Below are 427 nucleotides of genomic sequence, written 5' to 3' on the forward strand. Positions count from 1 at the left end.
ACAGGGTCTTGTTGAAGGAGCCGCAATAGATCGCGCGATCGTGCCGGTCGAGCGCCTTCAGCGCCGGCAACGGCGCGGCCTGGTAGCTGAACTCGCCGTCGTAGTCGTCCTCGACGATCCAGGCCTGCTCGCGACGCGCCCAGTCGAGCAGTTCCAGGCGCCGCGAAACCGACATCGTCACGCCCAGCGGCGACTGGTGCGCGGGCGTCACGCAGGCCGCCACGATGCCCGGCAGCGCGGCCAGCCGCTCGACCACCAGCCCCTGCGGATCGACCGGCACCTGCGCGACGGCGGCGCCGTTCAGCGCGGCCAGCCGCTCCGTCATCGGATAGCCGGGATCCTCGATCGCCACGCGCCGCCCACGCACCTCGATCGCCCGCATCACCAGGTCGAGCGAATGGCGGATGCCGGCGGTGATGAACACGTC

1 protein-coding gene is annotated in these 427 nt (G+C 71.0%); it reads right to left on the reverse strand.

Annotation, left to right across the window (positions count from 1 at the left end):
- Positions 1 to 427 (reverse strand): PLP-dependent aminotransferase family protein (locus HWY05_RS38025; RefSeq protein WP_176061514.1); only part of this gene is annotated, 427 nt, incomplete at both ends.

It is taken from the genome of Paraburkholderia sp. BCC1876 (assembly GCF_902833695.1).
In the GTDB taxonomy this organism is placed as follows: domain Bacteria; phylum Pseudomonadota; class Gammaproteobacteria; order Burkholderiales; family Burkholderiaceae; genus Paraburkholderia.